Genomic DNA, 24,761 nt, shown 5'->3' on the forward strand with positions numbered 1-24,761 from the left:
ATTGCCCCGCGTTCTGTCCGGCTTCGTCAAAGCGGATGTCCTTCCCTTAACAGTATGGGTGGGTGTCGTCGCGATCAAGCGTCGGCTCAGGGGGCTTGCCGTGTCGCGCCGTCTGTCCGGCGCTCTGGCGGGACGTCACAACCTTAGGTAATCGTCTTCGGGGTGTCGGCGGGCTGGCTCCTTGTCGCCAGAATCCTATGGTTGCAAGCTCTGTGTACAGCTTTCTTTTGGTTTAAATTTGAGATAACCTTATTCCTATGGTGGGAGCGATGATGGATGCTCCCGGTTTGATTGGAACCGGAAGAGGGGACGGGACATCATGAAGAAGGCTTTGTTTTTGGGTGCTGCCGCCGTCGTGTTTGTCGCGTCGGCGGGGATCGCCCCGGCGCAAGAGGCGGGTGGAGTCAAGATCGGCGGCAACGTGACGATGAAGACCAAGGTCGATAACGCCGTCAACGCGGCGGTCGGCAACGACACGTTGGCCAAGCAGCAGGTCGGCGGCATCCAGGGCAATGTCGATATCAAAGGCAACGTGACCCAGGAAACCGAGGCCAAGAACGTCGTCAACGCCGCGATCGGCAACAAGTCGCGCGCTTGCCAGAACATCGGCGGGATCAGCAGCAACGCCGATTGCCAATAGTCGGTCCGGGGGAGGGGAAACCCTCTCCCTTTCGGTTGGGGGGATGTGATGCGCCGCTGCATTCCGGTCATTTTTTGCGCTGTCGTCGTTCTGGCGTCGCTTTCGCCCGCCGCCTTTGGCCAAACCGCCAACGGGGTTCAAGTCAATGGCAGCGTCACGATCAATGCCACCGGCAAGGATCTGACCAATACCGCGACCGACGGCTCGGTCGCCGATCTGGGCATCGGCCGGGTCGGGGCCGGAAGCAAGGTTGGCGGCGACGTCAGGATTAACGCGACCGGTCAGAACATCACCAATCGCGCAACCAGCCGATCGAAGGCCTGTGTCGAGGTCGGAACCGTCGGCCGAAATGCCTGTCAGTGATCGGAGGAGCGATGACGCGGACAATGCGGGGGATGCTGGCGGTGCTGCTGATGGCGATGCCGTCTCTGGCTTCTGCCCAGGAACTGAACAAGCGGACCGACGCGCCGCCCTCGGCCAAGGCGGTGCAGGATCGGCTGGTCGCCAAGACCCGCAGCACCGTTGCCGGGCAGGGCAAGGATCTCAGCCGTCAAGACATCGTCAATACCGATTGTTCCGACCTTTCGATCGGCGCGCCCCAGCCGGGGCAGGGCAAGAAAAGCCTGCAAAAGGACAATGCCACCGTCGTCCTTGGCAATGTCGTCAATCTGTGCCGGTGAGGTCGATGGTGAGCCTGCGACTCGTCCCTCTCCTCGGTCTGATGGTTGGTCTTGCGCTGGGGCTGCCCGGCTGCCGGATGGTCGCCGATCCGGGCTCGGCCCCGGTGGTGTCGCAGCCGACCACCCCGGTGGTCAAGAATCTGACCAACTTCTCCAACGCCTTGCGCTGCATGGATTCGCTGTTCGTCTCGTTTGGCAAGCGCGACATCGTCATCACCAGTGACGGACTGCCCGACCATACCGGGGTGATTACCTCGGGAACGAAAGAGATGATGATCAGCGCCATCTCGAAGATGTCGACCAAAAGCGGGGCGTTCCGCTATGTCGATGTCGAGCGCTCGGGCGATGCGGTGTTCTGGTTCAACCAGAATTACACCCGCAACAGCCTGACCGTTCCCAATTTCTACATTCGCGGCGCGATCACCCAGGTCGATCAATCGGTGCTGAACGACAGCCATTCGGCCAGCGTCGCGCTGCCGTTTCTGTCCTTGGGCTATTCGCGCGACCAATTGGTGTCGCTGGTGTCGATGGACCTCAACATGGGCCAGACCGAGACCCTTCAGATCATGCCGGGGATTTCCTCGACCAACACCATCGCGATCGTCAAAAGCGGCAGCAGCGTCGAGTCCGAGGGTCTGATCCAGAAGGCCAGCGTGATGCTGAACGTGTCGGCCGACCGCTCGCAGGGCACCCATGCCGCCGTCCGTAATCTGGTCGAACTGGGGATGATCGAGCTTCTGGGCAAGTTCACCCGGGTGCCCTATTGGCGCTGCCTCGAAATCGAATCGACCAATCCCGAGATGATGCAGGTGGCGCACGATTGGTTCGACGATCTCGACGAGCGAGGCCGCATCCGGATGGCCCAGGGGGCGTTGCGCCGGATCGGTTATTACGACGGTCCCGAGGACGGAACCGACAACCGCGCCCTGAAGGATGCGATCAATCGCTACAAATCGGAAAAAGACCTGATCGCCAACGGCCGGGTCGATTTCGATCTCTATTTCCGCTTCGTTGCCGACGATCTGGCTTCGCCCGACAGCAAGCTGGCCAAGTCCGGTCCGGGCGGCGCGCCGCCGCTGCCGACTCCCACGGCGCTGGACAACGAAACCGCCGGATTCGACCCGATCGGTCTGACCATCGCTCCCGCCGCGACGCCCAAGGGCGGCTATCACGCCGGGGACCGGGTCCGGCTCTCGGTGTCGGTCCAGCAACCCGCCGATCTCTATTGCTATTACGAATCCGGCGCCTCTTCGGTGGTGCGGATCTTTCCGAACCGCTTCCAGCCCAATGCGAAGCTGTTGCCCGGTACCCAGGTTCAGATTCCGCCGGAATCCGGCTTTTCGATCAAACTCGACAAAAGCGGGGTTCAGGAACGGATCGCCTGTATCGCCACCAAGGTCCCCTATCCGCCCGAGAAGAAGCCTGCGGTCTTGAGCCAGGGCGATCTGGTCCCCCTGACCCAGGTCAACAATCTGTCGTCGGTGATCTACCAGCATCAGGGAGCGGACCGGCATCGGAGCAGCGTCCGCACCCTGACCATCGCTGTCCAGTAGGAGGCGACGAGATGCGGCAGGGTCGGGGGCTGTTCCTAGCACTTCTCCTGATCGGAGCCGCCGCTGTCGCCCCGGCGCAGGAGGCCCCGCCCGCCCGGCTCGACGGCCCGACCTCGGTCCAGATCGACGGCGCGACCGGGGCAATCGTGCTGCGGGGCGGGAAGGTCTATGTCGATCCCGGCGAGGGACGGGGCGGACCAATCCTGCTGATGGAACAGGATCGCCGTCAATCGGCGGCCCAAATCCGCGATCAGGCGGTGGCGGCGATCGAGCGGGGCAAGCCGACGGACTTGCCCTCGACCTCGGACGTCGTCGAGGTGCGCCGGATCGACCCCGGTCCGGCAGGTGGCGACAGTTCGATCGAAATCCGGCTGCGGGAGCGCACTCCCGCTGGAGAGGCGCGGGCCAGGGCTGTGCGTGCCCTCAACGAGGGGCAGGTCACCGCCTATGAGGATGACACCGCCGAAGTCATTGTCCTCGGCACCCGGCCGGGAGTGGGGCCGACCATCGTCAATGTCCAGAAGACCCGGTCGGGGAAAGCCTGCGTCACGATCGGAACGGTGGGGGTCGGCGACGAATCCTGCCGTTCCCTCCGTTAACAGAAGGGAGAGGACGATGTCGCGCTTCCTTGCTTGTGCCGTCGCGATGCTGATCGCCGTGGGAATGGCGGCGGCGCGGGCCCAGGAATCCGGCGGGGTCCAGATCAACGCCGATGCCAAGAACATCGTCAACACCGCGACCGGTGGGGGTACGGCGGTCACCCGCGTCGGCACCACCACCGGCGGCAACGTCCGGATCGACGCTCATGTCGATGGCTCGGTCACCACCAAGGCCGCGATGGGCAATACCGCCCGCACCGATATCGGCAGTTCCAAGGGCAACACAAGGACATCGGTCGATGTCAGCGGCAGCGTCGTCACCGACGGACGCACCCGCGATGCCGGAACCTATATCGGCTCGACCACCTCGGAGGTGGGGCGGGCGGCCAGCACCAACGTCCATGTCAGCGGCAGCGTGATGAACATGGGCGGCAATCTGACCGTGGGCGGCAATGGCCCGTGCGAGGGCTTTCGTGACGGGAAATGCTGCCTCGAATTCTACCTCCGCCGCTGCGTGATCGCCCGTCACCCCAAGCCGCCGAATTCGGGCTGCGCGCCCGGCTTCATCTACTCGTTGGGCTGGTGCCGGATGCTGTCGGACTACACCCATGCCGTCAGCGAGTGACGACGACTGAAAGAAAGGGGGGGAGATGAACAGACTCGCATGGAGGGGCTTGGCCGCCGCTTTGGTGCTGGTGGGAGTGGGCTCCGTCCGGGCCGAGGAGGTCCAGATGTTCCAGCATGTTCCCACAATCGAGGAATTGCGCTCGGCCCTGGCTCCGGCCAAGCCGCGCAGCCGGGGCATCGTCCTGGGCGATTCGCCTAGTCCGGTGGCGGGCGACAGTTCGGCGTCGCTGTCGGCCTCGGTCGGGTTGCCGATCGCGTTCGGCTACGATTCGGCCAGCGTCCTGCCCGAATCCCGTCCCTATCTCGATCAGGTCGGCAAGCTGCTCCGCTCCGATCCGTCGCTGGCCCTGCTGGTCGAGGGGCACACCGACGCGGTGGGATCGGATGAGTACAATTTTTCATTGTCCGAACGCCGCGCCGAGGGGGTGCGACGCTATCTGATCGCCACCTACGCTATCGCGCCGTCGCGGTTGCAGCATGTCGGCAAGGGAAAATCGGACCCGCTCAATACCGCCGACCCTGCGGCCCCGGAAAATCGCCGGGTGCAGTTCCGCCGCATCGAGGGCCGTTGATGCGTCTGGCCGCGCTGTTCGTCCTGATCCTGGCTGCGACGATTGCCGTCCCCGCCGCCGCCGCCCCGGACGAGCGGCGGGTGGCGCTGGTGATCGGCAACGCCGCCTATCAAAAAGTACCCGGCCTGACCAATCCGCAGAACGATGCTCGCGACGTCGCCGCCGTCTTGGCCAAGCTGGGGGCCGAGGTGATCTTTCACAGCAATCTCGACAAGGTCGGGATGGAAAAGGCGATCGGTGCCTTCGGCGACAGACTGAAAAGCGGCTCGACCGGCATTTTCTACTACGCCGGTCACGCGATGCAGGTGCAGGGCCACAATTACCTGATCCCGGTCGATGCCGCGATCAGCGCCGAACAGCGGGTCCGGCTGGAAACCGTCGATATCGACGTCGTTCTCGACCAGATGGCCCACGCCAAGGCTCGCGTCAGCATCGTGATCCTCGATGCCTGCCGCAACAATCCGTTCGAGCGCAAGTTCCGCTCGTCCGGCGGCGGACTGGCTCAGATCAACGCGCCCGAGGGAACCCTGATCGCCTATGCCACCGCGCCCGGTCAGGTCGCCAGCGACGGCGAGGGGCAGAACGGACTCTACACCGCCGAACTGATCCGCTTCATGCAGGAACCCGGCCGCTCGGTCGAGGAAATGTTCAAGCGGGTGCGGGTCGCGGTGTCGCGTCAATCCAACGGCGAGCAGGTGCCGTGGGAATCCTCGTCGCTGACCGGGGATTTCTATTTCGCCGGGCCGCCCGAAGGAGCCGTTTCCATCCCGACCGCGCCGCGTGTCGAGCCGGTTGCCGTCCCGTCCCCGCCGCATGATGGCCAGGACCGGGCCTCGATCGTGATCGCGCCCGCCGCCGTGCCCGCGCCGGTTCCGCCTCCAGTCGCGGTGCAGCCGGTCGCTGCGGCGCGGCCGGTCGAGCCGCCGCGACCGCTTGACCTCCCGAAGGTTGCCCCCGTGCGGCGCACGGGGCTGAACGAACTGGAGTGCCGCACCGTCCCGGTCGAGGAGGTGCTCTATGGCTACAAAATCACGAAGTTCGGCACCGAGTGCCAGCAGCCGGACGGATCGTGGCGGACTGTGCATTGAAGAGGGGAGGAGGGGGTATGTCGTTCAAGAATGTTGCCAAGGCGGTGTCGGCCCTTGCGGTCGTCGCGTTGTCGGGCTGCCTGTCGCAAACGACGATGGGGACCGATCAGGGGCCGGTGACCGGCTCGGCCGGTCCGGGCGGAGCGTCGGAAAACGCCTCGTCTCAACTGGAACGGTGCGAGCGGCCGTTGGGGGTGCTGACCCTGATCGAGAGTCAGGATGTCGGCATGTCGCAATCGCTGTCGGCGTTGGGTCTGGGTTCGCCGGTTCCGGTGCTACGGCTGATCGCCCAGCAATCGAAATGCTTCATCATCGCCGATCGCGGTCAGGCGATGCAGGCGATCCAGCAGGAACGCGCCTTGTCTCAGGCCGGTGAAATGCGCGCCGGGGGCAATATGGGCGGCGGGCAATTGGTCGCGGCCGACCTAGCCCTGACCCCCACGGTGCTGTTCCAGGGCAATACCGGCGGCGGCGTTGCCGCGCTGGGCGGGCTGATTCCCGGCGTCGGTGGGATTCTCGCCAGCGCGGTGGCGAGTTCGCTCAAATTCACCTCAGCCCAGACGATGCTGGCGGTGACCGACATTCGCTCCGGCATCCAGATTTCGTCGGCCGAAGGCACCGCGACCGCCCGCGATATCGGCATCGGCGGCGGTCTGTTCGGCGGGATGGCTGGCGGCTCGGTCGGGGCCTATGGCAACACGCCGGAAGGCAAGGTCATCGCCGCCGCGCTGATGGACGCCTTCAATAAAGTGGTCCGCTCGGTTCGCGAAATGCCGCCATTGCCGTCGGTGGCGCTCCAGGCCCAGGCCCCCCGGTGGCTGGCCAACGGCAATCTCGTCCTCCGCGAATCGCCCGGCAAAGGGAGTGAGGCGCTGGGGCGTCTGGCCCCTGGAACCGAGGTCAATCCGACCGGACGCGAAAAAGAGGGGTGGATCGAGGTCAAGTCGGGAGATTCGGTCGGGTGGGTGGCGAAAAAGAACATCCGCCGCCAGTAAGACCAATTAGCCGATGGGGCTTGGTAAGAGCCGGTGTGGCGCCTCACTCTCAGGGGGAGAAGCTCTCCCTGAGAGTGAGGCAACCGTCTTACATCCCGACGGATTATTGTCGTTTCGCACTCTTCACCACCGTGATATCGACGACCCGGTCATGATGCTCGGCCGCGCTGTTGGCGGCTTCGACCGCCTGACCTTTTTCCCCCGACCAACTGACATCGATCCGACCGGTCGGAATCCCGGCGGCGATCAATGCGTCGCGAACCTCGCCAGCGCGTTTCTCCGACAGGCTCAAATTGGTCGAGGCGTTGCCGACCCGGTCGGTCTTGCCGATCACAGTCACCCGCGTCGTGTCGTCATGAGCAACAACATAGGCGACGTTCTGGACGATCATCCGCCCCCGTTCATCGATCTCGGTCTTGTTGCTGTCGAAAAAGATCTGATACCAAGCCCCAGCCAGTTCGGGGGTGGCGGTCGATGACCGGGTGTGCCGCAGCGGCGGCTTGTCCCCCGATTCGGTGCAGCCCGCGGCGGCGGAAAGGGTCGCAAGGGCGAGCAACGCCGTCGCGATCGAGCCCGATCTCTTGAACGGATACATGGCGATTTCCTCTGCTTCGGTGATGGGACGGAGTGTTAACGCCAGACCGGGCGACCGAGATTGACTTGATTCTTGTTGGTCAGAGCACCGGTACCCGCCCCGACGGCCCCGCCGATCAGCGCGCCTTCCAGAGGGGCGCCGACCAGAAACCCACCCAGCGCCCCGACCCCGGCACCGATCCCGCCGCCGCTCAAGGCGCGGTCTCCGGTGCTTGATCCGCAGGCAGACAGGGTCGAAACGGTGACAACGACCGCAAGGGTAAAGAAGATACGGCTCATCTCAGATGTTCCTTTCATGCCGCCATGGGGGCGAGGCGGCGGGATCGTCACGGCTTGATCACCTGGATCGTCGCCCGCCGGTTTTGCGGCTCCCGGACGCCATCGGAGGTTGCCAGTTGCAGGTCGCTTTCCCCTTTGCCGTCGATGCTGATCGAGCCGCGCGGAATGCCGTTGTCGATCAATTCCTGTTCGACCGATGTGCTGCGCCGCAACGACAGGGAAAGGTTATAGGCGGCCGTACCCGAGGTGTCGGTGTAGCCGACGATTTTGACCGTGCTTCCCTTGGTCGCCGTGATCGCCTTGACGGCGGCGGCGATGACCTGACGCGATTCCTCCATCAGATCGGATTTGTCGAAATCGAAGAACACGATGAAGGAGGAGGGCTGAGTCCGCGCTGCGTCAGGGCTCTCTTGGGCCGCCGGAGCGGAGCCGACGCTATGTTTGGCGGCGATCAATTTGATCGCCTGTCTGAATCCATCGCGGCATTCCCGAATTCGCTCGGTTTCCCAGCCTTCATATTGCTCGTGCAGCCAGCAATCGAAACGGGTCTGGGCGGTCGACATCCATTGCGGAAACTGGCGCGGTGCGTCGCTGGACAACAGCGTGATCAGATGCCCGCGTGCCACCCGAAGGTCGGCGGCGGCGTCGGGATCGGAAACGGCCCAATCCTCCAACCGCTCGGGCGGCACCGCAGTTCCGGCGGCGGCGGCAAGCCCCTTTTTGGCAAAAACCTGTTGAGCGTACCAGTCGTACTCGCCCCATTCATAGAGGGCCAGGGTCCGGTAATCGTTCGTCAGTGCCTGCGTGAAGGGGGAGCCGGTGGGCGTGGTGCGATTGAGCAGTTCCAACTGGTAGGTGCTGCGCGGGATCATCCCGTTCTGCGGCGTGCCGGTACAGGCGGCCACTCCGCAGAGCAGAAGAGGGGCGATGAGATGGAGAGGGCGCATCATGTGTTTTGATCCTGTCCTGATCGTTGATCCGGTTAGGGCAGGAAGGCTATAGCCGTCCCGTAAGCAGCAGGATGACGACGATGATCAGAATTATTCCGACCCCGCTGCTGGGGTAATAGCCCCAGTTCGCGCTATGCGGCCATCTCGGCAAAGCGCCGACCAGGAACAGCACCAGGATAATCAGCAGAATTGTGGACATCAGTGCGCCCTCCTTGAGGGACGAATGGCGGGAACTTGCCGCGATCGGAAATCCGTCGGAAATCCGTATCGCCCCTGCCATCGTGAAATGAATATAAGACTAATGAGGCTGCGACATAATCGCGGCGTCATGATTGACGATGAAAACTATCAAATATTGATGTGATTGTTTAGAATCGGAAAATACCCAAATCAAGCGGTGATTTTGTATTTCCGAAATCAGGCCCGCGATGATGAGATGGTCCCCGGCCGCGAGCAGAGCGGCCGGGGGCGGTCCTAATCTTCCTGCGGAATCAGGCGTTTTTGTCCCAGATCATCGACGGCGACATAGGTGAACATCGCGCTGGTGACCTTGACCTGGGTGTCGTTGCCGCCATGGCGACGGACCCAGCTTTCGACCCGGATCGCAATCGAAGTATGGCCGATCCGCTTGATGTCGGTGTAACAGCTCAGTTCGTCGCCGACGAAGACCGGCTGGTGAAACTCCATCCCCTCGATCGCGACGGTGGCGCAGCGTCCCCCGGTGCGGCGATAGGCATGGGTGCCCCCGGCCAGATCCATCTGGCTGAGCAGCCAGCCGCCGAAGATATGGCCGAACATGTTGGTGTCGGCGGGCATCGCAATCGTCCTGATCGACAACCGTCCGTTCGGGCCGTCCGACGCGTCAGCGCTCTCGCTCATTGGGGCTACCTCTTTTCGTCAACATCTTGTATTAAGGGCATAGTGCGGCACAGCATGGGCTTGCACCCGGCGTTCGCCCCCCTATAATGCCCGCCATGTCAGACCTGTTCCAGCAGCTTGCTCCCAAAAGCACCGACTATTCCGCCAAGGACATCGAAGTTCTTGAAGGACTTGAGCCCGTTCGCCGCCGCCCCGGCATGTATATCGGCGGCACCGACGACCGGGCGCTTCACCATCTCGTCGCCGAGGTGCTCGACAACGCGATGGACGAGGCGGTGGCCGGTCACGCCAGTTGGATCGAGCTGGAATTGTCGGTCGATGGTACCGCGACGGTCCGCGACAACGGGCGCGGCATCCCGATCGACCCCCACCCCAAATTCCCCGACAAAAGCGCGCTGGAAGTGATCCTGACCACGCTGCATTCCGGCGGCAAGTTCGGCGGTGACGCCTATAAGGTGTCGGGCGGTCTGCACGGCGTCGGCGTCTCGGTCGTCAATGCCTTGTCCGACAAGCTGGTGGTCGAGGTGGCCCGCGACCGCACCCTCTACAGCCAGACCTTCTCGCGCGGGGTGGCGATGGGGCCGCTGCAAACGGTCGGCCCGGTGCAGAACCGACGCGGCACCACCGTGATGTTCCGCCCCGATCCGCAGATTTTCGGCGAACGCGCCCATCTGCGCGCCGGTCCGATGTACCGGCTGGCCCGGTCGAAAGCCTATCTGTTCCGTGGCGTCGAGATTCACTGGAAGTGCGATCCGCTGTTGATCGCCGAGGGCGACGAGATCCCGGCCAAGGACGTGCTGCACTTCCCCGGCGGCCTGTCCGACTTCCTCCGCGCCGTGCTGAAGGAGCGCCCGCTGGTCACCCGCGACCTGTTCGACGGGATCGCGCCGCTGGCCGACGATATGGGGCAGGTCGAATGGGCGGTGGCCTGGCCCGAGGATGACGAGGACGGCTTCGTCAACACCTATTGTAACACCGTTCCCACCCCCGACGGCGGCACCCACGAAGCCGGGTTCCGCACCGCGCTGACCCGCGCCTTGCGCGCCCATGGCGATCTGGCCGGCAATAAGAAAGCCGCCCAGATCACCGCCGAAGACGTGATGGCCGGGGCCTGCGTGATGGTCAGCCTGTTCCTGCGCGATCCCCAATTCCAGGGCCAGACCAAGGAAAAGCTGGTCAGCCCCGAAGCCTCCCGTCTGGTCGAGAACGCGGTCAAGGACCGGCTGGACCATTGGTTGTCGGCCGACAAAGCCTCGGCCGCCGCGCTGCTCACCCGCCTGATCGACCGCGCCGAGGACCGACTCCGCCGCCGTCAGGCCAAGGAGATGAGCCGCAAGACCGCGACCAAGCGGCTGCGGCTGCCCGGCAAGCTGGCCGATTGCTCGCGCTCGGTCAATGTCGGCACCGAACTGTTCCTGGTCGAGGGCGATTCCGCCGGTGGCTCGGCCAAGCAGGGCCGCAACCGCGAGACCCAGGCGATCCTCCCCTTGCGCGGCAAAATCCTCAACGTCGCCTCGGCCTCGTCCGACAAGATGCGCCAGAATCAGGAACTGAAAGACCTGATGGAAGCCCTCGGCTGCGGCAGCCGCGAGCATTACGACGGCGACAAGCTGCGCTACGAAAAAATCATCATCATGACCGACGCCGACGTCGATGGCGCCCACATCGCGTCGCTGCTGATGACCTTCTTCTATCAGGAACTGCCCAACCTGATCCGCGAGGGACACCTTTACCTCGCGATGCCGCCGCTGTTCCGCCTCGCCCACGGCCAGACCGTAATCTATGCCCGCGACGACGCCCATAAGGAAGAGCTGCTGCGCACCCTCTTCGCGGGCAAGAAAAACATCGAGATCAGCCGGTTCAAGGGCTTGGGCGAAATGCCGCCCGCCCAGCTCAAGGAAACCACGATGGACCCGGCCCGGCGCATCCTGCTCCAGGTCACCATCCCCGCCTCCCGCACCGAAGAGGAAAAGGAAGAGGCCAAGGAAGTCGCCCGGTTGGTCGAAAGCCTGATGGGCCGCAAACCCGAACTCCGCTTCCGCTTCATCCAGGAACACGCCCGCTTCGCTACCAACCTCGACGTCTAGGGTCGGTGGAGGCGGGCGGCCGCCGTGCGGGCAGGATTCCGCTAACGCGGCCGGGCTATCGCCCAGACCCATTTGGAGGCGAAAGCCTCCAAACCTCCCATTTTATTGATATATTCGTGGGTTCGGGCGGCCATCGTTTAAACTATTCGGTGGACGAGCGCGGTGTTATTCTACTCTTATCGCGATTTTGGTGCGTCGCATTTTTCTGATTTTCCTCTGTTGCGGACGACATGCATGAATGAAATAACAGAGATAGAAGACAAAAAAATATTTCCAATTCAACCGTCCAATGGGCAACTTTGCTCTGAACAATGCTTTCGCTTTATAAAGCGGCATGCGGATATTTTTGGATTTTTATTTTTTAGTACGCAGCTTGCTGCGAAAGTGGATGAAACTAGGCTTGTTGCTGCGCGTGCTCTGGCAGCTACAGGGGAAGAAAAATATGTTCAGATGCTAAGGGATGTTGAAAAAGATAAACAAAAGCAAATAAATAAATATCGAAAATATGCGCAGCTTCAGACGGAGAATATGTGCATCAACCTTGTTGATAATTTTATTTGCTTTCTATCTGGCACCGTTCAAGCATGCATGCGCAAAAGACCTGAGTTACTAAAATCGTCTGAAATGATAAGACTAGAAGATGTTCTTAGATTAACAAATTATCGAGAACTTGTGTCATTTTTAGTAGATAAGAAAATAAACGAGCTAATATATGGCGGATTCAAAGAAATAGAAACATTTCTAATGGATAGGAGTGGGCTTTCTCTAACAACTTCTGACGCTGAGCGATCATTAGTAATTATATCAATAGAGCTGAGGAATATATATACGCACAACAGAGGGGTTGTTAACGACATATTTCTAAAAAGAACCAAAGGCATTCAGCACAAATACAATTTTAAGCATGGCCATGTGTACTGCACAAATTTAGATGAACTGTCTGAGTTTGCCAATAACATGTATGTAATTGCAATGCGCATTGATCAAGCAGTAAGCAAAAAATTCCGTGTCGCAAGAAAAAAATATAATACATGGGGGAAGACCTAGGATGCCAACGCCTCTTTGTGGCCTATCCAGGATAGGCCGGAGAACCCAGGGAATGCCCGTTATCGAGAATGGGCACAGATTTTTGGAATGACCGCCATGAGGCGCATTGCTGCCTCATTGTTAACCGGGAGCCGAGGCCTGGATAGCTCAGGCTATGGCCGATAGGCCCTTCTCGGCGACGAGGGACAGAAGTTTGCACGCCGGACCGGCGGGGCGTTTGTCACCCCCGCTCCCATTAGCCGACCTGTTCGCGCTCGCGAAGAGCACGGATTTCTTCGGCGGTGAATTTCCGGACCGGCGTCAGGCAGGATTCGTCAAACCGGCGCATCGTCTCCTTGTCGATCAACCCGGCCTCATGCAGGTCCAGCGCCGTCTCGTGGAGGGCGGCCTTCACGTTGCTCTTGTATCCCCGAGGTCTTCCCATTGTCTTGAACCTCCAGGAAATTTCCGGCCTTGCCTACCGCACTGCATCAGTATGGAGAACTCGGTTCTATAATCCAAGGCCGTCACGCGGGACGGTGCGACCGCTCCCTCCTTCGATAAACAAACCGGAGGGTTCGGGAGGCGGAGCCTTCCGATGCGGGGATTGGGGGCGCATAGCCCCCAAAGCTTCCTTCCCTCCCAATCCCTTCCCACCCAAAGAAAAACCCCCACCGTCCGAATCCAGGCGGTGGGGGTTTTGACATTGGGCGGTTTTAGGCCGCCAGCGACGGATAGCCCAGGCGGGCGGCGAGTTTCTTCAGCAGATCCTCGGCGGCGTCGCTGATGATCGTTCCGGGCGGGAAGATCGCGGCGGCACCGGCCTGATACAGCTCGTCCCAATCCTGGGGCGGGATGACGCCGCCGACGACGATCATCATGTCCTCGGCGCCCAGCTTGGCGAGTTCTTCGCGCAGCTTGGGCACCAGGGTGAGGTGACCGGCGGCGAGCGACGAAGCGCCGATGATGTGGCAATCGTTTTCGACCGCCTGACGCGCCGCTTCTTCCGGGGTCTGGAACAGCGGCCCGACATCGACGTCGAAGCCGAGATCGGCGAAGGCGGTGGCGATCACCTTCTGGCCGCGATCGTGGCCGTCCTGGCCCATCTTGGCGACCATGATGCGGGGGCGGCGGCCGTCCAATTCCTGGAAGCGGCGCACCAGTTCCTGGACCTTCGACACGCGTTCGGCTCCCCGGCTGTTGATCTCCCCGGCATAGACGCCGGAGATGGTGCGGATTTCGGCTTTGTGGCGGCCATAGACCGTTTCCAGCGCCGAGGAGATTTCGCCGACGGTGGCGCGCGCCCGGATCGCATCGACCGAAAGGGCGAGCAGATTGCCTTCGCCGGTTTCGGCCGCCTTGGTCAGGGCGTCGAGGGTCTGCTGGCAGCGGACCGAATCACGCTCGGCGCGCAGCTTCTGAAGCTGGGCGATCTGGCTGGCGCGGACGGCGGTGTTATCGACCTTCAACACGTCGATCGGCTGGTCGTCCTCGACCTGATATTTGTTGACGCCGAGAACGGTCTGGCGGCCGGAATCGATCCGAGCCTGGGTGCGGGCGGAGGCTTCCTCGATCCGCATCTTGGGGATGCCGGTTTCGATCGCCTTGGCCATGCCGCCGGTGGCTTCGACTTCCTGGATGTGGGCCCAGGCGCTTTCGGCCAGTTCGCGGGTCAGCCGCTCGACGTAATAGCTGCCGCCCCAGGGGTCGATGACGCGGCAGGTGCCGCTTTCCTGCTGGAGGAACAACTGGGTATTGCGGGCGATCCGGGCCGAGAAGTCGGTCGGCAGGGCCAGCGCCTCGTCGAGCGCGTTGGTGTGGAGCGACTGGGTGTGGCCCTGGGTCGCGGCCATCGCCTCGATGCAGGTGCGCGGCACGTTGTTGAAGACGTCCTGCGCGGTGAGGCTCCAGCCCGAAGTCTGCGAGTGGGTGCGCAGGCTGAGCGACTTGTCGCTTTTCGGGTCGAACTGCTTGATCAGCTTGGCCCACAGCATGCGCCCGGCGCGCATCTTGGCCACTTCCATGAAGAAGTTCATCCCGATCGCCCAGAAGAACGACAGGCGCGGCGCGAACTGGTCGATCGTCATCCCGGTGGCGATACCGGCGCGGGCATATTCGACGCCATCGGCCAGGGTATAGGCCAGTTCGAGATCGGCGGTCGCCCCGGCTTCCTGGAGGTGATAGCCCGAGATGCTGATCGAATTGAACTTCGGCATGTTCTGCGCGGTATAGGCGAAGATGTCCGAAATGATCCGCATCGAGGGCTTGGGCGGATAGATGTAGGTGTTGCGGACCATGAACTCTTTCAGAATGTCGTTCTGAATGGTTCCGGACAGCTTATCCGCGCTGACGCCCTGTTCCTCGGCGGCGACGATATACCCGGCCAGCACTGGCAGCACCGCGCCGTTCATCGTCATCGACACGCTCATCTGGTCGAGCGGGATGCCGTCGAACAAGGTCTTCATGTCGAGGATCGAATCGATCGCCACCCCGGCCATGCCGACATCGCCCGGCACGCGGGGATGGTCGGAATCATAGCCGCGATGGGTGGCGAGATCGAACGCGACCGACAGGCCCTTCTGACCCGCCGCCAGATTGCGGCGATAGAAGGCGTTGGATTCCTGGGCGGTGGAGAACCCGGCATATTGCCGCACCGTCCAGGGCTGGTTGACGTACATCGTCGGATACGGCCCGCGCAGGAACGGCGGCAGGCCGGGCAGGGTGTCGAGATGGTCGAGCCCGGCGAGGTCGGCCCCGGAGAACAGCGGCTTGACGTCGATCAGTTCCGGAGTCCGCCACAGCGCGGAGTCCGCGCCATGCCCGGTCTCGGCGGCAAAGCGCGCCTGCCACGAGGCAAGATCGCCCTGGGCATCGTTACCGCTCAGGGGCAGGGTGGAGAAATCGGGAAAGCTCGACATCACGCACAGACTCCGAGACGGGCGTGGGCGGCGCGCAGGGTGGCCAGCACGTCACAGCCCATAAAGATGAATTCATCGACACCGGCGGCGGCATAATCCGCCTTGCGCTCGCCGGGATTACCGGCGAGGTACAGACACTCGGCTCCGGCCTGCTTCAACGCCTGGGCAAAGGCGACGGCGTGGCTGTCATAGAGGCCGTCGCTGCCGCACAGGGCGACGATGCGGGCCCCGCTGGCCTTGAACGCGGCGACGCAGGCGGCGGCATCGGTGAAGCCGTCATTGCTCAACGTCTCGATCCCGCCCGCTTCGAAATAATTCTTGGCGTAGGTGGCGCGGGCGGTGTGGCTGGCGACCGGGCCGAGATTGGCCAGGAACAGACGCGGCCAGTTGCCGGTGCGGTTGCGGAAGGATTCGGCGTCGTCGCGCAACGCCTCGAACGCTTCGCCCAGACGGTGACGGGGCAGGGGGGCGATGCTGACCCCCGGTTCCGCCGCGCCGCCCGCTCCGGCCAGAGCTCCGGCGGCTTCGGCCCGCAGCGGCTTCAAGTCGGGCAGCGGACGCTCGACGGGACGCTCGTGCAGGTTGGGGAACTCGCTGATCCCGGTCAGCGAGTCCTTGCGCCGGGCGATGTTCTTTTCGCGCTCGGCCCAGGACAAGGCGATCCGCTCGGCCAGCGAGCCGTTGATCAGCGCGGCGGCCATCCCGCCCGCGCTTTCGATCATCTGGAACTCGGCCCAGGCGGCCTCGGCGACCTGACGGGTCAGAGTCTCGACATACCACGAGCCGCCCGCCGGATCGATCACCTGCGACAGCGAGGATTCTTCCTTCAGCAGAATCTGGATGTTGCGGGCGATGCGGCGGGAGAAGGGGTCCGACGGCCCCAATTCGGCATCGAACGGCAACACCGCGACGCTGTCGGCCCCGCCGACACCGGCGGCGAACCCGGCGACGGTGGTCCGCAGCAGATTCACCCACGGATCGCGCTTCGACATCATCCGGCGGCTGGTCCGAGCCAGCAGACGCATCCGCCGCGCGGGTTCAGGCGCACCGCAAGCTTCGGCGATTCTGGCCCACATCATCCGCGCCGCGCGCAGCTTGGCGATCGAGAGGAACTGATCGCAATCGACCGACAGGGTAAAGCCGATCTGGCCAAGAGCGGTCGAGATGTCGAGACCGGCGGCGGTCATCGCCTTCAGATAGGCGGTGCCGGTCGCCATTGCGGCGGCCAGTTCCTGGGTCGTGGTCGCGCCCGCATCGTGATAGGCGCCGGTATCGATGCCGATCGCGGTGGCGTTCGGCCAGTCCCGCGCGGTGCTGGCGGCAATCTGGGCCATCCGGGACAGGCTGTCTTCGATCGTCGCGGTCAGGCGGCCTTCGGCGGCCAGCGTGCCGAGCGGGTCGATCCCGAACGAGCCTCGGGCCTGATCGGGGCGGGTGCCCCGGCTGCGCCACAGAGCGGTCAGCAATTCGGCGGCGCGGTCGGCGCTGGCCCCGGCCTCGAGCGACAGCGGGACGAATTCGAGCAGGACGCCCTTCAAGGTGCGGTCGAGATCGTCGGCACTATGGATCGCGATGCCGCCTTCGCCCCACAAAGCGGCCTCGGTGGCGCGGCCGCTGCGGGCGGCGCTGTCGAGGCGGAGATGGATCGCGGTCGCGCCGCGCATCAGATCGTCGAGGATCGCGGAATTGGCGTCGGCGGGCAGCGCAGCGCTGTGCTCGCTGCGAATTTCCCACCCCTCGGTTCCCGCGCCCGAGGCACGGCCGCCGCGCGCGAACGGGCTGGCCCCCGGGAAACCGGACGGGTCGGTCGCGCCATCGACATCGGCGCGGGTATAGAGCGGTTGAACCACGATCCCTTCATAGAGCCGTGTCAGTAACTTCTTATCAAAGGGGGCGCCCTTCAGCGCCTTATCGACGAGCGCCAGCCACTGCGCGCGATCGGGAACGGGAAATTCGGACGCAAGCTTCAAGGAAGGGTCACTCATGGTCTCAACCTGATGTCAGACAACGGCGGGCACTATACGCGGAGGAACGGAGCGTATCAGGCGAAAAATGAGGGTATTCGTAATGATTCCATCATATCTTCCGCAATCATCCCCCGTCCGGCCAGCCGCCCGGCCCGAGCGTGCAGTGCAGCACCGGTCGCGGCGGCATCGAATGGTGGCAATCCCTGGGCCAGCAGCCCGCCGATGATCCCGGCCAGCACGTCTCCCGACCCGGCGGTGGCCAGATCGGGTGGGGCGTTGGTGAGGAGTCTGGCCCGTCCATCCGGGTGGGCGATCACCGTGTCGGGGCCTTTCAGCAGCACCACCGCGCCCGCTTGTGTCGCCGCCCGGCGGGCGCGGGCCAACCGGCTTCCCTCGCCGCGGCCGAACAGGCATTCGTACTCGCCGTCATGGGGGGTCAGCACCGCCAAGGGCGACAACGCCTTGAACAGACGGTCGGGGGCGTCGGTAAAGCTGGTCAGGGCATCGGCGTCGAGCACCGCTGGGCGAGCGGTGGCGAGAACGGCCAGGGTGCGTGCCGCCGTCGCCGCGCCGCGTCCGGCCCCGGGGCCGATCACGATCGCGTTGCGGCGGGGATCGGCCAGCAGCGCCTCGAACGGTTCCAGCGCGGCGATCAAGGTGCCCGGTTCCGTCGCCCGCAGCGAGGCCAGGGCTTCGGCGGGGGCGGCGATCGTCGCCAGCCCGGCTCCGATCCGTCGTGCCGCCAGCGCCGCCAGACGGGCCGCGCCGGTCATCGTGCTTCCGGCGATGACCAGGACATGGCCGCGCCGGTATTTGTGGCCGTCAACCTTGGGCGCGGGGGGAGGGTGGGCGATGGCCTCGGCGGCGGGCGGCGCGATCTCGTCCAGCACCGCTTCCGGAATACCGATGTCGGCCACGACGATCTCGCCGCATTTGAGACGGCCGGGCAGCAGACAATGGCCCGGCTTCTTGCGAAAAAAGGTGACGGTGGCGAGACAGTCCACCGCCGCGCCCCTGATCTCGCCGCTGTCGCCATCGATGCCCGAGGGAACATCGACTGCGATTGTCGGCAGGCGGCGGCGGATGATCTCTTCGATCACGGCACGGGCGACGCCCTCGAGCGGGCGGGACAGCCCGGCTCCGAACAGGGCGTCGATCACGCCCGCGCATCCGTCGAGGCTGTGCGGCGACAGCGCTTCGACCGGGCCGGTCCAGCGTGCCGCCATCCGGGCGGCATCGCCCTTGAGCGCAGAGGACTCGCCCAGCAGTGCCACCCGCACCGCCCAGCCCCGGCGGGCGAGCAGGCGGGCGGCGACAAAACCGTCGCCGCCATTGTTGCCGGGGCCGCACAGAATGGCGATCCGTCCGCGCGGCAAGCGGCGGGCGGCCTGGCGTGCCACCGCCCAACCGGCGGCCTCCATCAGCCGCTCGCCCGCGATCCCGGCAGCGATGGAGAGGGCGTCGGCACGGGCCATTTCGGCGACGGTGAGCACTTCGTGAGCCATGCGGGAAGCCTATCGCGGCCATGCCGCATTTGCCAAGGGCGGGTTGCTGAACTACATGCTGTAGTGTGAGCGTGTTTTCGGTAGGGAGGATTGCTGGTGAAGATCATCGTCATCGGAGCCGGCGTGGTTGGGACCGCTGCCGCCTGGTATCTGACCGGGGAGGGGCACGAGGTCGAGGTTCTGGAACGGCGCGAAGCGGCCGGGCTGGAAACCAGCTTTGCCAATGGCGGGCAGATCTCGCCCTGTCATGCCGAACCGTGGGCTAATCCGACCGTGCTGCCGAAGATCCTGCACTGGCTGGGGCGCGAGGACGCCCCGCTGCTGATGCGCTGGCGGCGCTGGGATCCCGAATTATGGGCGTGGGGCTTGAGCTTCCTGGCCAATTGCACCCCCGGTCGGGCCAAGCTCAATACCGAGCGCGCCTTGCGGCTGGCGCTTTATTCGCGCCAATCCTTGCGCGATCTGCGCGACCAGACCAAGATCGCCTATGATCAGCGGACCGAAGGCATCCTGCATATCTATCGCGATGCCCGTGAATTCGCCCATGCCAGCGCCACCGCCGGGATGATGCTCGACCACGGGCTGGAGCGGCTGGTGAAGACTCCCGCCGAATGCGCCCGGATCGAACCGGCTTTGGCCAATGTCGTCCCCGAATTGGCTGGTGGTATCTTTACCCCCGGCGACGAAAGCGGCGATGCCCACCGCTTCACCCAGGCGCTGGCTGCCCTGGCGGCGGCGCGGGGAGCGCGCTTTCGCTGGAACGTCGCGGTGCGGGGCTTGCGGCGCGACGGCGACCGCATCGGCGGACTTGTCACCGATAGCGGGACGATCGAGGCCGATGCCTATGTGCTGGCGACCGGCTGTGTCAGCCCGGCCCTGGTCCGGCCGCTCGGGCTGCGTCTGCCAATCGTTCCGGCCAAGGGCTATTCGATCACGGTTCCGGTCGATACCCATCTGGGCGCGCCCTCTGTCTCGATCACCGATGACGAGCACAAGATCGTCTATTCCCGCCTGGGCGAGCGGCTGCGCGTTGCCGGAACTGCGGAAATGACCGGTTTCGACCTGACCTTGACGCCGTCCCGTGTGGCGGCGATCACGGCGCGGGCGCGCGAGATGTTCCCCGAGGGCGGCGATTACAGCCGCGCCGAACCGTGGACCGGCTTGCGTCCGACCACTCCCGACGGGGTGCCGTTGATCGGGGCGACTCCGTTCCGTAATCTGTGGCTCAACACCGGTCACGGCACGCTGGGCTGGACGATGGCCTGCGGCTCGGGCCGTCTGCTGGCCGATTTGATCGCCGGACGCCGTCCCGACATCGACCCCGCCGGTTTGGGGATGGAGCGGCTGTAATACCTTGTCTCGGTGATCGGAACCGATCACCGAGGCCCTCAAACGGCGGGCGGGGATCGAAGAAACCCTTGCCTTCCCAGGCCATAAGCCGCGCGGCCCCTTGGGCCTAGACCCAAATCCCCATGAGGTCCACTCAATTGGGATTTGGTATCAGGCCTTCCCCTACATCAGGCAGGATTCGACCGGCTGGAGCATCTCCGGCAGGTCGGTATCGCCCAGGGCGTCGCGCAGGTCGATCTCGATCCGGCGCGAGATCGCGTCCAGCGGCAGATTGTTGGGCAGCATCCCGAACGGGTCTTCGATTTCGTCGGCGATCGTGTCCAGGCCGAAGAAGGTGTAGGAGATCAGCCCGACCACCACCGGGGTGGCAAAGCCGATCGTATCGACCAGACCGAACGGCAGCATCAGGCAGTACATATGCGCCGTCCGATGCAACAGCAGGGTATAGGAGAACGGCAGCGGGGTGCCGCTGATCCGCTCGCACCCGGCCTGGACTCCGGCCAACGCGGTGACGTTCTGTTCGATGGTGGCGGCGATCATCGGATCGACCCGCCCCGCCGCGGCGGCCTTGGCCAGATCGGCGCTGACGGCGGCCAGGATGCGGTTGGACGGATTGACCGAGCCCAGCACGGCCGCGCGTTCCTGTTCCGGTAGAAAGGCGGCGCTGTCGCGATCCTCGCTGCCGCGCAGGGCGTGGCGCAGGGAATGGGTGAAGGCGACGATCCGCCGCACCTGGATTGCGGCGAGGTCGTCGCCGTCGCGCGGGCGGATATGGGTCAAGCACAGTCGGGCCAGCGTGCGGGCGTGGATGACCAGATCGCCCCATTGCTTGCGGCCTTCCCACCAGCGGTCATAGGTCGCGCTGTTGCGAAAGCCGAGGAAGATCGCCAGGGCGAGACCGATCAGGCTGAACGGAATCGGGGTCAGGGTGATCTTGGTGTCGAACACCCGTCCATGCAGGATCGTGACGCCGATTGCGATGCAGACGGTGGTCGTCACTTCCCATTTGATGCGATGAAGGATCGAGCCGCGCACGGCGAAGAACAGACGCCAGGCGGCGGGGCGGTCTCTGATGATCATGACGGGGACGTCCGGGGCAGGGGGGAAGCCTGTCGTCCCTTATAGCCGATTCGTCGCCGCGAAGGGGGGCGACAAAAATCGCTTTACCGGATCGGGGAATGCGGTCCTTCCGGATCGGAAGGGGAGGAATGGTGGGCGCGACAGGGATTGAACCTGTGACCCTTCGCGTGTGAAGCGAATGCTCTCCCGCTGAGCTACGCGCCCTTAAAAACCATTTCCTGCGGGCCGCTCCGGTGTCTGTCTGGGGGGCTGCCCCAGCGGCTCCGGTGCGGAGGCCGACCTTCTACCCAATTCCGTGAGGCGATGCAACGGCTAAATCGGAGGAGGGCGATCACTTTCGTTTCGCCAGCACCGGCGGCGGCTCCCCGCTCAGCAGAAAGGCGGTGATTTCGGTCGCCGTCGCCGGGTGGGCGAACAAAAAGCCCTGGAGCATGTCACACTCGAAGCCGGTCATCGTCGTCAGTTGCTCGACCGTCTCGATCCCCGGCGCGACCACCCGGATGTGCAGGCCGTGGGCGACCGCGACGATGGCCTGGATCACTTCGGCGTTGCCCGAACTGTCGGCGGGATTGCGGACCAGATCCTGGCTGATCTTCAGGGTGTCGGTCTGCACCTGCCGCAACAGGCTGAACGAGGAATGGCCCGAGCCGAAATCGTCGATCGCGATGCTGATGCCCAAGGTCTTCAGACGGGCGAACTGGGCGTCGGTATCGGCTTCCCGCTCGGTCAGGCAGGATTCGGGCAGATCGATTTCGAACATCGCTGCGGGCAGGTCGCTCGCGGCCAGTGCCGCCTGGATATCGCTGGCTAGGTCGGGGGCGTGGAACTGGCGTGGCGACAGATTGAGGCTGACCCGGGGCGGGGCGATGCCCCGGTCCAGCCAGACCCGGGCCTGTCGGCAGGCGGAGTCCAGCGCCAGACGGCCAATCGGCAGGATCAGCCCGGTTTCCTCGGCCAGCGGCAGGAAATGGTCGGGCGCCATCAGGCCGATTTCGGGGTGATGCCAGCGCAGCAGGGCTTCGAGGGCGACGACCCGGCCGGTGGCGGCGGCGAAGACCGGCTGGTAATAAAGCTCGAACTCGTTGCGCTCGACGGCAAGGCGGAGCGAGTTTTCCAGTCCCAGCCGCTCGAACGCCTGGGCATAGACCGATTCGGAATGGAAGCGGCAGGCGTTGCGGCCCTGATTCTTCGCCTGATACATCGCGGCGTCGGCCAGTTTGATCAGGGTCTGAGGATCTTCGGCATCGGTGGGATAGAGGGCGACGCCGATCGACGAACTGATCCGCGCCTCGTGCCCCTGAAGATCGAACGGTTCGGCCATCAGCGACAGGATTTTCTGGGCGACGACGGCGCTGTCCCTGGCCTCGGTGATGTCTTCGAGGATCACGGTGAATTCGTCCCCGGCCAGCCGGGCGATGGTGTCGCCCTGGCGGACGCACGACGACAGGCGGTCGGCCACCTGCTGCAACAGGCAGTCCCCGGCAAGGTGGCCCAGCGTGTCGTTGACCTGCTTGAAATGGTCTAGGTCGATGAACAGCAGGGTCACGATCGAGTGGTTGCGGTGAGCGCGGGTCAGCGCCCGCGACAGCCGCTCCTGGAACAAGGTGCGGTTGGGCAGCCGGGTCAGCGGGTCGTGGTTGGCCTGATAGCTGAGCCGCTCCTCGTCTTCCTTGCGCGAGGTGATGTCGGAGAACACCGCGACGTAATGGGTGAGCTGCTCGCGCTCGTCGCGGACTTCGGCGATATTCAGCCACTCGGCGAACATTTCGCCGGTCTTGCGCCGGTTCCACATCTCGCCCTGCCAGCGCCCGGTCCGGGTCAGACTCTCGTTCATCCGCTCGTAGAAATCGGGCGGGTGACGGCCCGAGGACAAGATGCGCGGAGTCTTGCCCAGCACGTCCTCGGGAGTATAGCCGGTCAGCACGGTAAAAGCGGGGTTGACGTGGATGATCCGCCGCCGGTTGTCGGTGACGAACAATCCCTCGCCGGTATTCTCGAACACCGTCGCGGCGAGGCGCATGTGATCTTCAAGACGCTTGGTTTCGGTCACATCCTCGACCACCGCGACAGCGCGATGCAGCCGACCGGCTTCGGCTTCGCGGATCGGGGTCACGGTCAGGCGACCCCAGCGCACCGAACCGTCGCGGTTGAGATAGCGCTTGGTGATGTCGCAACTGTCGATCTCGCCGCCGATCACTTGGCGGTAGAGTTGGGTGACGGCGTCGCGGTCGTCGGGGTGCGAGATGTCGCGAAAGGTCATCCGGTGCAACTCGGATTCGCTATAGCCGACCATCGCGCAGAAGGCAGGATTGCAATGCAGGTAATGCCCCCCGGCATCGGTCAGGATCACGCCCGCTCCGGCATTCTCGAACAGGGCGCGGAACCGCGCCTCGCTTTCGCGCAGGGCGGCGTCGGCGCGCGAGCGGCCGATCGCATAGCGGATCGCGCGGCGCACCAATTCGCCCTCGCCCTGGCCCTTGACCAGATAATCCTGCGCTCCCTGCCGCAGCGCTTCGAGCGCCAGTCCCTCGTCGATGGTGCCGGTCAGCACCACCACCGGCAACAGCGGCGCGGCCAGCCGCAATTGCGCCAGACCGCCCAGCCCGATCGAATCCGGCAGCGACAGATCGAGCAGCACGACATCGACCGTATGTGTCTTCAGGAAATCGAGCGCTTCGGACAGATAGCTGACGCAGGTGACCGCGAAGGGGCGGACCCGATCCTCTTCCAGATAGGCCTGGACCAGACGCGCATCGCCGGGATTGTCCTCGATGACCAGGACTGACAGCAGCGACGGAAGGGCGGGTGGGGCCATGGCGCGGAGCCGGTCAGCGCGGCGGCAGCGTCACCACCGAGCACCAATATTCTTCGATCGAGCGTACCACCGAGATAAAACGATCGAGGTCAACCGGCTTGGTGATGTAGCAATTGGCATGGAGATCGTAGCTGCGCAAAATGTCCTGACCGGCCTGCGAGGTGGTCAGGACCACCACCGGAATGCGGCGGAGTTCGGGGTCTTCCTTCATCTCGGCCAGAACCTGCCGCCCATCCTTGCGGGGCAAATTGAGGTCGAGCAGGACAAGATCGGGACGGGGGGAATCGGCGTAAACGCCTTCGTGCCGCAGATAGGCCATCGCCTCGACGCCATCGACCACGACCTTCAAACGGCTGGTCATCCGCCCTTCCTTCAGAGCCTCCTGAGCCAGACGGGCGTCGCCGGGATTGTCCTCGACCAGAAGAATGTCAAAGGTTTCGGGTGCGTTCCGTTGACTCAAATGCTCTCTCCCCGTCCTGCGCGAAAATATCCATTTGGACTATAATATAAGGCAGGGTCGGTTGGAACCCGCGTTGCCATCGCCCAAGGACGCCCGG

24 protein-coding genes and 1 tRNA gene are annotated in these 24,761 nt (G+C 64.0%); 12 read left to right on the forward strand and 13 right to left on the reverse strand.

Annotation, left to right across the window (positions count from 1 at the left end):
• Positions 1-319: 319 nt before the first annotated feature.
• The 9 genes from BLW40_RS05235 to BLW40_RS05275 are packed head-to-tail and all read left to right on the forward strand — an operon-like array spanning position 320 to position 6,754.
• Positions 320-640 carry a hypothetical protein gene (locus BLW40_RS05235; protein ID WP_074766236.1) on the forward strand — a complete coding sequence of 107 codons (321 nt, stop codon included), beginning with the start codon at positions 320-322 and terminating at the stop codon, positions 638-640.
• 48 nt (positions 641-688) lie between these two features.
• Positions 689-1,003 (forward strand): hypothetical protein, encoded by a 315-nt coding sequence (locus BLW40_RS05240; protein WP_074766238.1) that lies wholly within the window; start codon positions 689-691, stop codon positions 1,001-1,003.
• Positions 1,004-1,014: 11 nt separating this feature from the next.
• The gene (locus BLW40_RS05245; RefSeq protein ID WP_139305493.1) at positions 1,015-1,320 is read left to right on the forward strand and encodes a hypothetical protein; all 306 of its coding nucleotides are present in this window, start codon (positions 1,015-1,017) and stop codon (positions 1,318-1,320) included.
• Positions 1,321-1,325: 5 nt separating this feature from the next.
• Positions 1,326-2,873 (forward strand): DUF4384 domain-containing protein, encoded by a 1,548-nt coding sequence (locus BLW40_RS05250; RefSeq protein ID WP_139305494.1) that lies wholly within the window; start codon positions 1,326-1,328, stop codon positions 2,871-2,873.
• A gap of 11 nt (positions 2,874-2,884) precedes the next feature.
• Positions 2,885-3,472 (forward strand): hypothetical protein, encoded by a 588-nt coding sequence (locus BLW40_RS05255; protein ID WP_074766242.1) that lies wholly within the window; start codon positions 2,885-2,887, stop codon positions 3,470-3,472.
• Positions 3,473-3,488: 16 nt separating this feature from the next.
• Positions 3,489-4,097 (forward strand): hypothetical protein, encoded by a 609-nt coding sequence (locus BLW40_RS05260; RefSeq protein ID WP_074766244.1) that lies wholly within the window; start codon positions 3,489-3,491, stop codon positions 4,095-4,097.
• A 25-nt stretch (positions 4,098-4,122) separates the two neighbouring features.
• Positions 4,123-4,671, forward strand: coding sequence for an OmpA family protein (locus BLW40_RS05265; protein ID WP_083386628.1), 549 nt, complete (start codon positions 4,123-4,125; stop codon positions 4,669-4,671).
• Entirely contained in the window at positions 4,671-5,759 is a 1,089-nt protein-coding gene (locus tag BLW40_RS05270; RefSeq protein WP_074766248.1) for a caspase family protein, read from the forward strand. Before BLW40_RS05265 ends, BLW40_RS05270 begins: the two co-directional genes overlap by 1 nt.
• A 17-nt stretch (positions 5,760-5,776) precedes the next feature.
• The gene (locus tag BLW40_RS05275) at positions 5,777-6,754 is read left to right on the forward strand and encodes an SH3 domain-containing protein (protein WP_074766250.1); all 978 of its coding nucleotides are present in this window, start codon (positions 5,777-5,779) and stop codon (positions 6,752-6,754) included.
• Positions 6,755-6,857: 103 nt separating this feature from the next.
• Here BLW40_RS05275 and BLW40_RS05280 read toward each other — a convergent pair whose 3' ends face one another.
• From BLW40_RS05280 to BLW40_RS05300, 5 genes are all read right to left on the reverse strand, one after another.
• Entirely contained in the window at positions 6,858-7,349 is a 492-nt protein-coding gene (locus tag BLW40_RS05280) for an OmpA family protein (protein WP_074766252.1), read from the reverse strand.
• Positions 7,350-7,384: 35 nt separating this feature from the next.
• On the reverse strand, positions 7,385-7,627 hold the full coding sequence (locus BLW40_RS05285) for a YMGG-like glycine zipper-containing protein (RefSeq protein WP_074766254.1): 243 nt from the start codon (positions 7,625-7,627) through the stop codon (positions 7,385-7,387).
• Between the two features lie 47 nt (positions 7,628-7,674).
• The gene (locus BLW40_RS05290) at positions 7,675-8,577 is read right to left on the reverse strand and encodes an OmpA family protein (RefSeq protein WP_074766256.1); all 903 of its coding nucleotides are present in this window, start codon (positions 8,575-8,577) and stop codon (positions 7,675-7,677) included.
• 46 nt (positions 8,578-8,623) lie between these two features.
• Entirely contained in the window at positions 8,624-8,776 is a 153-nt protein-coding gene (locus BLW40_RS05295) for a DUF3309 family protein (RefSeq protein WP_083386641.1), read from the reverse strand.
• A gap of 275 nt (positions 8,777-9,051) precedes the next feature.
• Positions 9,052-9,456 (reverse strand): acyl-CoA thioesterase, encoded by a 405-nt coding sequence (locus BLW40_RS05300; protein WP_074766258.1) that lies wholly within the window; start codon positions 9,454-9,456, stop codon positions 9,052-9,054.
• 95 nt (positions 9,457-9,551) lie between these two features.
• On the opposite strand from BLW40_RS05300, the gene parE reads away from it, so the two are divergent.
• A complete protein-coding gene (gene parE, locus BLW40_RS05305; RefSeq protein ID WP_170834527.1) occupies positions 9,552-11,543 on the forward strand; it encodes a DNA topoisomerase IV subunit B in 1,992 nt (663 codons plus the stop codon).
• Positions 11,544-11,777: 234 nt separating this feature from the next.
• Positions 11,778-12,590, forward strand: a complete 813-nt coding sequence (locus BLW40_RS17330; protein ID WP_139305495.1) for a hypothetical protein — start codon at positions 11,778-11,780, stop codon at positions 12,588-12,590.
• A gap of 235 nt (positions 12,591-12,825) precedes the next feature.
• Here the strand turns inward: BLW40_RS17330 and BLW40_RS17890 are convergent, their stop codons facing one another.
• From BLW40_RS17890 to BLW40_RS05325, 4 genes are all read right to left on the reverse strand, one after another.
• On the reverse strand, positions 12,826-12,984 hold the full coding sequence (locus BLW40_RS17890; protein ID WP_244511061.1) for a hypothetical protein: 159 nt from the start codon (positions 12,982-12,984) through the stop codon (positions 12,826-12,828).
• 301 nt (positions 12,985-13,285) lie between these two features.
• Positions 13,286-15,487, reverse strand: a complete 2,202-nt coding sequence (scpA, locus tag BLW40_RS05315) for a methylmalonyl-CoA mutase (protein WP_074766261.1) — start codon at positions 15,485-15,487, stop codon at positions 13,286-13,288.
• On the reverse strand, positions 15,487-17,472 hold the full coding sequence (locus tag BLW40_RS05320; protein WP_074766263.1) for a methylmalonyl-CoA mutase family protein: 1,986 nt from the start codon (positions 17,470-17,472) through the stop codon (positions 15,487-15,489). Before BLW40_RS05320 ends, scpA begins: the two co-directional genes overlap by 1 nt.
• Before the next feature lie 56 nt (positions 17,473-17,528).
• On the reverse strand, positions 17,529-18,959 hold the full coding sequence (locus BLW40_RS05325; RefSeq protein WP_074766266.1) for a bifunctional ADP-dependent NAD(P)H-hydrate dehydratase/NAD(P)H-hydrate epimerase: 1,431 nt from the start codon (positions 18,957-18,959) through the stop codon (positions 17,529-17,531).
• A gap of 96 nt (positions 18,960-19,055) precedes the next feature.
• Here BLW40_RS05325 and BLW40_RS05330 point away from each other — a divergent pair, with 96 nt between their 5' ends.
• Positions 19,056-20,309: a D-amino acid dehydrogenase gene (locus BLW40_RS05330; RefSeq protein ID WP_074766389.1), complete on the forward strand. Its 1,254-nt coding sequence runs from the start codon at positions 19,056-19,058 to the stop codon at positions 20,307-20,309.
• A gap of 162 nt (positions 20,310-20,471) precedes the next feature.
• On the opposite strand, the gene BLW40_RS05335 is transcribed toward BLW40_RS05330, so the two are convergent.
• From BLW40_RS05335 to BLW40_RS05350, 4 genes are all read right to left on the reverse strand, one after another.
• Positions 20,472-21,389, reverse strand: coding sequence for a bestrophin family protein (locus BLW40_RS05335; RefSeq protein WP_074766268.1), 918 nt, complete (start codon positions 21,387-21,389; stop codon positions 20,472-20,474).
• Positions 21,390-21,518: 129 nt separating this feature from the next.
• Positions 21,519-21,593: transfer RNA gene (locus tag BLW40_RS05340), tRNA-Val, on the reverse strand.
• A gap of 127 nt (positions 21,594-21,720) precedes the next feature.
• A complete protein-coding gene (locus tag BLW40_RS05345; protein WP_074766270.1) occupies positions 21,721-24,204 on the reverse strand; it encodes an EAL domain-containing protein in 2,484 nt (827 codons plus the stop codon).
• 13 nt (positions 24,205-24,217) lie between these two features.
• On the reverse strand, positions 24,218-24,664 hold the full coding sequence (locus BLW40_RS05350; RefSeq protein WP_074766272.1) for a response regulator: 447 nt from the start codon (positions 24,662-24,664) through the stop codon (positions 24,218-24,220).
• Between the last annotated feature and the right edge of the window lie 97 nt (positions 24,665-24,761).

Origin of the sequence: Magnetospirillum fulvum, assembly GCF_900108475.1 — a bacterium.
GTDB lineage: Bacteria > Pseudomonadota > Alphaproteobacteria > Rhodospirillales > Magnetospirillaceae > Phaeospirillum > Phaeospirillum fulvum_A.